This window comes from Mycobacterium sp., from assembly GCF_049281135.1.
Taxonomy (GTDB): Bacteria; Actinomycetota; Actinomycetes; order Mycobacteriales; family Mycobacteriaceae; genus Mycobacterium.
Genome location: NZ_JBAPRN010000797.1, coordinates 1 through 7,244, shown reverse-complemented (window position 1 = coordinate 7,244; position 7,244 = coordinate 1). Strand labels below are relative to the sequence as shown.

The window sequence follows — 7,244 nt, the reverse complement described above, 5'->3', positions numbered from 1 at the left end:
CCGCACGACCGAGCGGCCAAGCGACGAGGGGGGTCGGCTCGCTGCCCGCGGCACGCCGGATGCAGCGCTCCTGCAACGTCTGCTCGACGATCCCTACTATGCGCTCGCGCCGCCGAAATCGACTGGCCGCGAACACTTCCGGCTGGGCGACTTGCCCAATCTCGGGCCCGAGGATCTGCTGGCAACGCTAACGGAGCTAACCGCGATCACCGTCGCCGACGCGCTCGCGCCGTACGGGCCCGCCGAGGTCGTTGCGTCCGGAGGTGGCGTCCGCAACCCGATGCTGCTCGCCGCGCTCGAGCGCCGCCTCCCGATCACGATCAGCGACGAGCACGGCCTGCCCGCGCAGGCCAAGGAGGCCTACTTGATGGCGCTGATCGGCTTCCTCGCCTGGTACCAGGTGCCGCTGCTCACCGGACCGCGCGTGCTCGGACGCATCTCTCCCGGTGATGCGCCGCTCGCGCTCCCGGCGCCTGCCGGCCCGCCCACCGGCCTGCTGATCCGAACGGCGTGAAGCCCGTCAGCCCGCGGGAGCGATATCGACGGGATGCCGTTGAGCACAGCGGCGCCCCGACCTCATGCGGGGTGCGCCGCGAAGAACTGCCAGATGGTCTGGGTGGCGTTCAGCGCGTCCGACGTGGGGTCGCGCTTCTCCAGAAATGTTGTGCCGCCGGGCCACTGGTGTTTGCCGCCGTCGATGGTGATCAGTTCGACGCTGCGCTTGTCGGCGCAGGCGGCGGTCGATGTGGTGAGCGGTGGGTTGGTCGTGACATTTGCTGCGCCGCACTGATCGGCCTTGAGCCAGAACGCGTTGACGTCAGGGACCGGTGGCCCGTTGACGGCGCTCGCGGCGTTCCCACCGTGATAGGGCACCAGCTTGTCGGCGGTGCCGTGGATGTGGATCACCGACGTCGGGTGCGGCGCGGGGCAGGGATCGAGCATGGTCGCGGAGTCCGGACCGATGGCCGCGAAGATGCTCGTGTTGCAGGCCAGCGCGTAGCTCATGATGCCGCCGTTGCTGATCCCGGCGGCATAAACGCGCGACTTGTCGATCGGCTGGTCGGCGCTGATCTGCCCGACCATCGCGGTGATGAAGCCGACGTCGTCGATATTGTCCCGCATGGCCTTGGCGCAGCAGCCGTGCCCGTTCCAGCTCCGCCCGATACCGTCGGGATAAGCGACGACGAACTTCGCCGAATCGGCCAATTGATCCCAGCCATAGGAGTTTTCGGCTTGCTGGCCGGTGCCGGTCGCCCCGTGCAGCATGACCACCAGCGGGGCCGCCGCCGTCAGCCCGGGCGGTTTGTGCAGCCGGTAGGTGCGGTCCAACCCGCCGAACGCGATGGTGTGCACACTGGTGCCGTCCGGCACCGATGCGTGTCCACCAGAACACCCCGACAGCACCAGCAGCACACCCAGGAGCGCGGCAACCCGAACGAGCATGCCTCAAAGGTACTGGTGAAGCGCCCGACACGGCACGGACTGTCTCGGCAGCCTGAGTAGGTTGATCCTCATGCAGATCCCGCTCGCCGACGCGCTGCTCAGCCGCCTGGGCCGCCGCGACGCCGGGCTCGAACTTCTCGAGGAGATCGAAGACGAGGCGGCCGAATCCGTCGACGCCAATGATCTGCCGTCGGCCGAGCCGGCCCTGCTGTTGCAGCGGATGGAGAACCGGCTGATCCGCCATCAACTCGCCGAGCCCGAGGTGTTGAGCGCCGAGGAGCTGCGCAAGCTGCGCTACATCCTCAACTTCGCCAGGCTCGCCGACTTCGAACCGGGTGCGGCGGGCCCGGGCGGCAGCCGCGGGCGCGGCGACGTCTCGGTCGGTGCCGAAATCGCGCCGTGGCGATCCCGGGTCGCCGATACGCTCTACGGACCGCTGCGCGAGGAACCGGACCCAATCACGGCGCTGCAAACAGCACGGGACGCGTTGGGAGGTCTGGCCGCCGACCAGGACGACCAACGGCACGTGCTCATCGAACGGCACGGAAACGACTTCAGCGCAGATGAATTAGACGCCGAAATCGGGTACAAGAAGCTGGTCACGGTGCTCGGCGGCGGCGGTGGTGCGGGTTTCGTCTACATCGGCGGCATGCAGCGGCTGCTGGAGGCCGGCCAGGTGCCCGACTACATGATGGGTGCGTCGATCGGGTCGATTCTGGGCAGCCTGGTCAGCCGCGAGTTGCCGGTGCCGATCGAGGAGTACGTCGCCTGGGCGAAAACCGTGTCCTACCGCGCCATCCTGGGGCCCGAACGGCTGCGCCGCCGCCACGGCCTGGCCGGCATGTTCGCGTTGCGCTTCGACCAGTTCGCCCACGCCATGCTCAGCCGCGAAGACGGACAGCGAATGTGCATGTCGGACTTGGCGATTCCGTTCGATATCGTGGTCGGCGGCGTGCGCAGGCAGCCGTACACGTCGTTGCCGTCGCGGTTCCGCCGTCCCGCATTGGCCGCACTGCAGATGCGGTCGGTGCCGTTTCGCCCGATCGGCATCGGCCCGGTCGTCGGCACCCGGATGTGGCAAGTGGCCGCCTTCATCGACTTACGGGTCGTCAAGCCCATTGTCATCGGTGCCGACGTTTCGGCCCGCGACTTCGACGTCGTCGATGCCGCGTCGTTCTCGGCGGCGATTCCCGGTGTGCTGCATCATGAAACGACGGACCCTCGGATGGTCCCGCTCCTCGACGACCTCTTCGAACAGGAAGACATCGCTGCCCTCGTCGACGGCGGTACGGCCAGCAACGTCCCGATCGAGCTGGCATGGAAACGGGTCCGCGACGGCAGGCTCGGCACGCGTAATGCCTGCTATCTGGCGTTCGATTGCTTTCACCCGCAATGGGATCCGCGCAACCTCTGGTTGGTGCCGATCACCCAGGCAATTCAGCTGCAGATGGTACGCAACCTGCCGTACGCCGACCATCTCGTCCGATTCGGGCCGACATTGTCGCCGGTGAATCTGGCGCCGTCCGCTGTGTCCATCGATCGTGCGAGCCGGTGGGGGCACAACAGCGTCGATCGCGCGATCCCGGTGACGACGGCGTTGTTGCAGCCGACGTGGTGGGAAGGCGACAGCCCGCCGGTGGCCAAGCCGAAGACACCGCCGAAATCGGTGGCGTCTCCGATGAGCGCTGTCATGGCGGCGATTCAGGTGCCGACGAGCCGCATGGCGCGGTGGCGCCGCAATATTGTGCCGACCGCTAGGGGGAAGATATGACCACACCACCGCAACCGGGTTCGTATCCGGGCCGCAGTGGCGTACCCGGCATTGCCGTGGCATCGCTGCAGCCGCACGATGATCCGTTCTACTCCTACACCGGCTCCACGCCGCTGGATAGCATCGCACCGGGAAAGGTGTTGAACACTCGCCGCTTTCATTACCACCTGTTTGGCTTCCCGACGTTGCTCGAGACCACCCAGCTGCTCTACCGGTCGACCAGCCAGACCGGCAAGCCGACCGTCAATGTCACCTCGATCATCAAGCCTCCGTTCCAGTTCGACGCGACCAGGGTGATCTCGTATCAGTCCGCCTACGACTCGCTCAACCGCAACGACGAGCCGTCCTATGCGATTTGGGGTGGACTGAGGCTCGGCGGCGTCATCCCCGACGTTGAAGCGGCGGTCTTCGGCCCGTTCATCGCCCACGGATACACGGTTATTGTTCCCGACACCGAGGGACAGCGGGCCGACTTCGCGGCGGGGCCCGAGTATGGAATGAACACGCTCGATTCGATTCGCGCCGCGATCAACTCGTCGACCGTCCCGAACAACGCGAAGGTCGCGATGCTAGGATATTCCGGCGGTGCCATCGCCACCGAGTGGGCCGCCGAGCTGGCCCCCGCCTACGCACCCGACGCCAACGAGCACCTGATCGGTGCGGCCATCGGTGGCGTGCTGGTCGACCCGGCGCACAATCTGCACTACGTCGAGGGGACCGGGTTCTGGGCCGGCGTCATGGCGATGGCGCTCGTCGGGATCGCGCGCGGATTCGAGATCGAGACCGAGCTGGCGCAATACCTGAGCCCCAACGGCGCGAGAGTTTTTCACCAAATGCAGACCGCGTCGATCATCAACGTGCTGGGTCAGTACCCCGGTCTGAAGTGGCGGGATCTGGTCAGTCCCGATTACCCGACTCCGGAGGACCTGCCGCTCTACGTCCGCTGCGCCAACAAGCTGATCATGGGTACTGGCGGTACGCCGACAATCCCACTGTTCATCGGTCAGGGTGCCAACGGCGAGCTCGAGGGCACCCCGGGAAACAAGAAGGACATCGGCGCCGGCGACGGAGTCATGATTGCCGGCGATGTGCGCACGCTCGCGCGCGACTACTGCGCGAAGGGCGTAACCGTCTACTACGAGGAGTACGCCGCGCTCAGTCACATCTGGAGCGTCCCCATCTGGTTGCACAACTCGACCGCTTGGATCAAACAGCGTTTCGCCGGCCTGCCGGCTCCGCAGAACTGTTCGTCGATCCCGGAAGGCAACTCACTCGCGCCGATTCCGGATCCGCCCGCACCCAGCTCTGCTACCTGAAGCCGGCGCCGTGCGGACAACCATCGCTGTTGGAATCGCCGTGCTGATGCTCGTGGCGGCGGCCTCGGCCAGGTATACAGTGAGCCACAAGGGAATACAGCCCGCCGCAACCGAATTCGCACCGATCTCCACGCTGATGAACGACGCGATCGCGGCCGAGAAGCTGCCCGGCGGTGTGGTTGTGATCGGACATGGCGGCAGGGCCGTCTTCCACGAGGCGTATGGCACGCGCACGCTTGCCGGCGAGCCCGGGTTGGACGGATCGCCCGCACCTGCCGAGCCGATGACCGAAGACACGATCTTCGACATCGCGTCGCTGACGAAACCCCTGGCAACGGCGACTGCCGTCATGCAGCTGTACGAACACGGCAAGGTTGCCTTCGATGATCCTGTGCAGACGTATTTGCCTGACTTCAATTCGGCGAACGATCCACAGCGTGCACAAGTCACCGTTCGCATGCTGCTTACCCATACTTCAGGCGAAGGGATGGACGTAAGTCTCGGCGATCCGTGGGGCCTGGCCGCAGCCGACAAAACAGAAGGCGTCCATCGTGCGCTCACCGCGCCGTTGCAGTCCGGTCCCGGTGAGGATTTCCGCTACTCCGACATCAACTACATCCTGCTTGGCGCGCTGATCGAACAACTCACCGGCGAGCCCGAAGACGTTTACGTGCAGCAGAATGTCTCTGCGCCGCTTGGCATGGAAGAAACCCGCTACCTTCCTCCCGCCAAGGCATGTGGCCCCCACACGCTCAGAGGAGCCGCGATTGGCTGGGCTCGTGGACCACATGAGTTGGTCGCCTGTCCTGCCGGTACCTGGAGCACCAGTCTGTTGCCGCGCGTCGCGCCAACGGCCATTGATGAGGAAAGCAGAGCCGACCCGGGCAAGAATCCCGATTTTGGTTACCTTCTTCGAGGCACCGTGCATGACCCGACGGCGCGCCGCATGGGGGGAGTAAGCGGGGACGCCGGTGTGTTCTCGACGGCGCACGATGTCAGCATCTTTGCGCAGGCCCTGCTCGATCGGCTTGCGAACCGCCCCAGCACGTTTCCACTGCAGCAAGCGACTCTGGCGTTGATGACGACTCCTCAGCAGCCCGGCCATAAGGCAGGACAGGTCGAAGCAGCGAACGATGCTGCCCGAGAAGCCATTGCGAAGACACCAAACCCAACAGATCCGCTGCTGGCTCCCAACTATCCGGCGATCGCGGGACAGTGGCTGTTCGGCTTTGGCTGGGATATCGATACGGACTATTCCAAGCCGCGAGGCTTGATCTTCCCCATCGGTAGCTTTGGCGCCACCGGCTTTACCGGCACTTCGCTTTGGCTGGACCCAGGCTCAGATACCTACGTCATTCTGCTGGCGAACTCGATCCTTGTGCGAGGCAGTCCACCTCTCTCGAGGCTGCGAGGTGACGTGGCTACGGCGGCAGCCCAGGCACTGCGCCTCTAAATTGAAATTCGCTACGAGGCGGGCACATCGGGCACCGAATCCTCGCCGGCTGTCGACTCGTCCGGCTCGCCGTGTCCGCGCCACTTCCGGAAGCCCTGCCGCGCGGCGAAAGCTCCGACCACCGCCGTCGCGCACCACACGCCGACCGCCGCGTACGCCAACACCGGCGACTTGTTTCCGATCGATGCTCCCAGCGCGGTGTAGACGAATGCTCGCGGCACCGACCCGATGAACGCGCCAACAGCCATCTGCCACAACGGAACTCCGAAAGCCCCAAAGGCATATGAGGCTAACGCGTCCGACAGTCCGGGGATGAAGCGCTGACCGACCACCGCCCACAACCCGCGGCGTTGGATCAAAGCGTCGAGACGATCAGCGCGATCGGTGCCCAGCAGAGCTCGCGCGCTCTCGCGACCGGCGCGACGGCCGAGGAAGGCCGCCACCACCGCCGTCCCCACCGTCGCACCCAGCGTCACGAACACGCCCAGCAGCGGACCGAACAGCAGCCCGCTGCTCGCGGCCAGGATCGGGCCCGGTACGAAGATCGCGCCGAGAACGGCCGACAGCACGATGTACGCGAAAGGCGCCAGCGGTCCCGTCGCATTGACCCAGCGCCGCACGTCCTCGATATTCACCACGTGCTTGACGGCCAACAGATAGAACAGCACCACCAGGAACGCCACGAACACGGCAAGCCGGATGATGTGCGGCCGGCGGGAGGTGGGGGCGGCGGTCATGGTGACCGTGATTCTTCCGTATCACCGGCTCACGTAGGGTCAGGCCGTGGCGAGAACCGATGACGACAGCTGGGAAATCACCGAAAGTGTGGGCGCGACGGCGCTGGGTGTGGCCGCGGCGCGCGCGGCCGAAACCGAGAGCGACCGTCCGCTGATCAGCGATCCGTTCGCGCGGGTTTTCCTCGACACCGCCGGCGCGGGTGAGTGGGACTGGTTCGGCGCTCCGGAGCTGCCCGCCGAGGTTGTCGCGGCCGAACCCGCGCTGCCGGTGCGAATGAAGTCGATGGTCGGCTATTTCGCTTCGCGGACCAAATTCTTCGACACGTTCTTCCTCGACGCTGCCAACGCGGGCATCCAGCAGGCGGTGATCCTGGCGGCCGGCCTCGACGCGCGGTCCTGGCGACTGCCGTGGCCCTACAGGGTAACGGTCTACGAGCTCGATCAGCCCCGGGTGTTGGACTTCAAAGTCTCGACGTTGCACGAGCACGGTTTCGAGCCGAGCTGCAACAGGGTCGGCGTCGCGG

At 65.8% G+C, this 7,244-nt stretch carries 7 protein-coding genes; 5 read left to right on the top strand and 2 right to left on the bottom strand.

Annotated features, from left to right (window positions below; translation table 11 throughout):
* The coding region (locus tag WAN02_RS31595) for an anhydro-N-acetylmuramic acid kinase (protein ID WP_422269297.1) at positions 1-514 on the top strand (514 nt) is incomplete at its 5' end.
* Between the two features lie 62 nt (positions 515-576).
* Here the strand turns inward: WAN02_RS31595 and WAN02_RS31590 are convergent.
* On the bottom strand, positions 577-1,443 hold the full coding sequence (locus WAN02_RS31590) for an alpha/beta hydrolase family esterase (protein ID WP_422269296.1): 867 nt from the start codon (positions 1,441-1,443) through the stop codon (positions 577-579).
* 70 nt (positions 1,444-1,513) lie between these two features.
* On the opposite strand from WAN02_RS31590, the gene WAN02_RS31585 reads away from it, so the two are divergent.
* The 3 genes from WAN02_RS31585 to WAN02_RS31575 all read left to right on the top strand — a co-directional run bounded on the left by WAN02_RS31585 (position 1,514) and on the right by WAN02_RS31575 (position 5,983).
* On the top strand, positions 1,514-3,214 hold the full coding sequence (locus WAN02_RS31585) for a patatin-like phospholipase family protein (protein ID WP_422269295.1): 1,701 nt from the start codon (positions 1,514-1,516) through the stop codon (positions 3,212-3,214).
* Complete coding sequence (locus tag WAN02_RS31580) at positions 3,211-4,530, top strand: lipase family protein (protein WP_422269294.1); 1,320 nt, start codon at positions 3,211-3,213, stop codon at positions 4,528-4,530. Before WAN02_RS31585 ends, WAN02_RS31580 begins: the two co-directional genes overlap by 4 nt.
* A gap of 136 nt (positions 4,531-4,666) precedes the next feature.
* Entirely contained in the window at positions 4,667-5,983 is a 1,317-nt protein-coding gene (locus WAN02_RS31575; RefSeq protein WP_422269298.1) for a serine hydrolase domain-containing protein, read from the top strand.
* Between the two features lie 11 nt (positions 5,984-5,994).
* On the opposite strand, the gene WAN02_RS31570 is transcribed toward WAN02_RS31575, so the two are convergent.
* Positions 5,995-6,720, bottom strand: coding sequence for a TVP38/TMEM64 family protein (locus WAN02_RS31570; RefSeq protein ID WP_422269293.1), 726 nt, complete (start codon positions 6,718-6,720; stop codon positions 5,995-5,997).
* Between the two features lie 46 nt (positions 6,721-6,766).
* Between WAN02_RS31570 and WAN02_RS31565 the strand changes: the two genes are divergently transcribed.
* Positions 6,767-7,244: class I SAM-dependent methyltransferase (locus WAN02_RS31565; protein WP_422269292.1), on the top strand; the 478-nt coding region annotated here is incomplete at its 3' end.

Coding starts and splice junctions, on each gene's coding strand:
- WAN02_RS31570 (WP_422269293.1), bottom strand. CDS start 6,720: ATGACCGCCGCCCCCACCTCCCGCCGGCCGCACATCATCCGGCTTGCC.
- WAN02_RS31580 (WP_422269294.1), top strand. CDS start 3,211: ATGACCACACCACCGCAACCGGGTTCGTATCCGGGCCGCAGTGGCGTA.
- WAN02_RS31575 (WP_422269298.1), top strand. CDS start 4,667: ATGAACGACGCGATCGCGGCCGAGAAGCTGCCCGGCGGTGTGGTTGTG.
- WAN02_RS31590 (WP_422269296.1), bottom strand. CDS start 1,443: ATGCTCGTTCGGGTTGCCGCGCTCCTGGGTGTGCTGCTGGTGCTGTCG.
- WAN02_RS31585 (WP_422269295.1), top strand. CDS start 1,514: ATGCAGATCCCGCTCGCCGACGCGCTGCTCAGCCGCCTGGGCCGCCGC.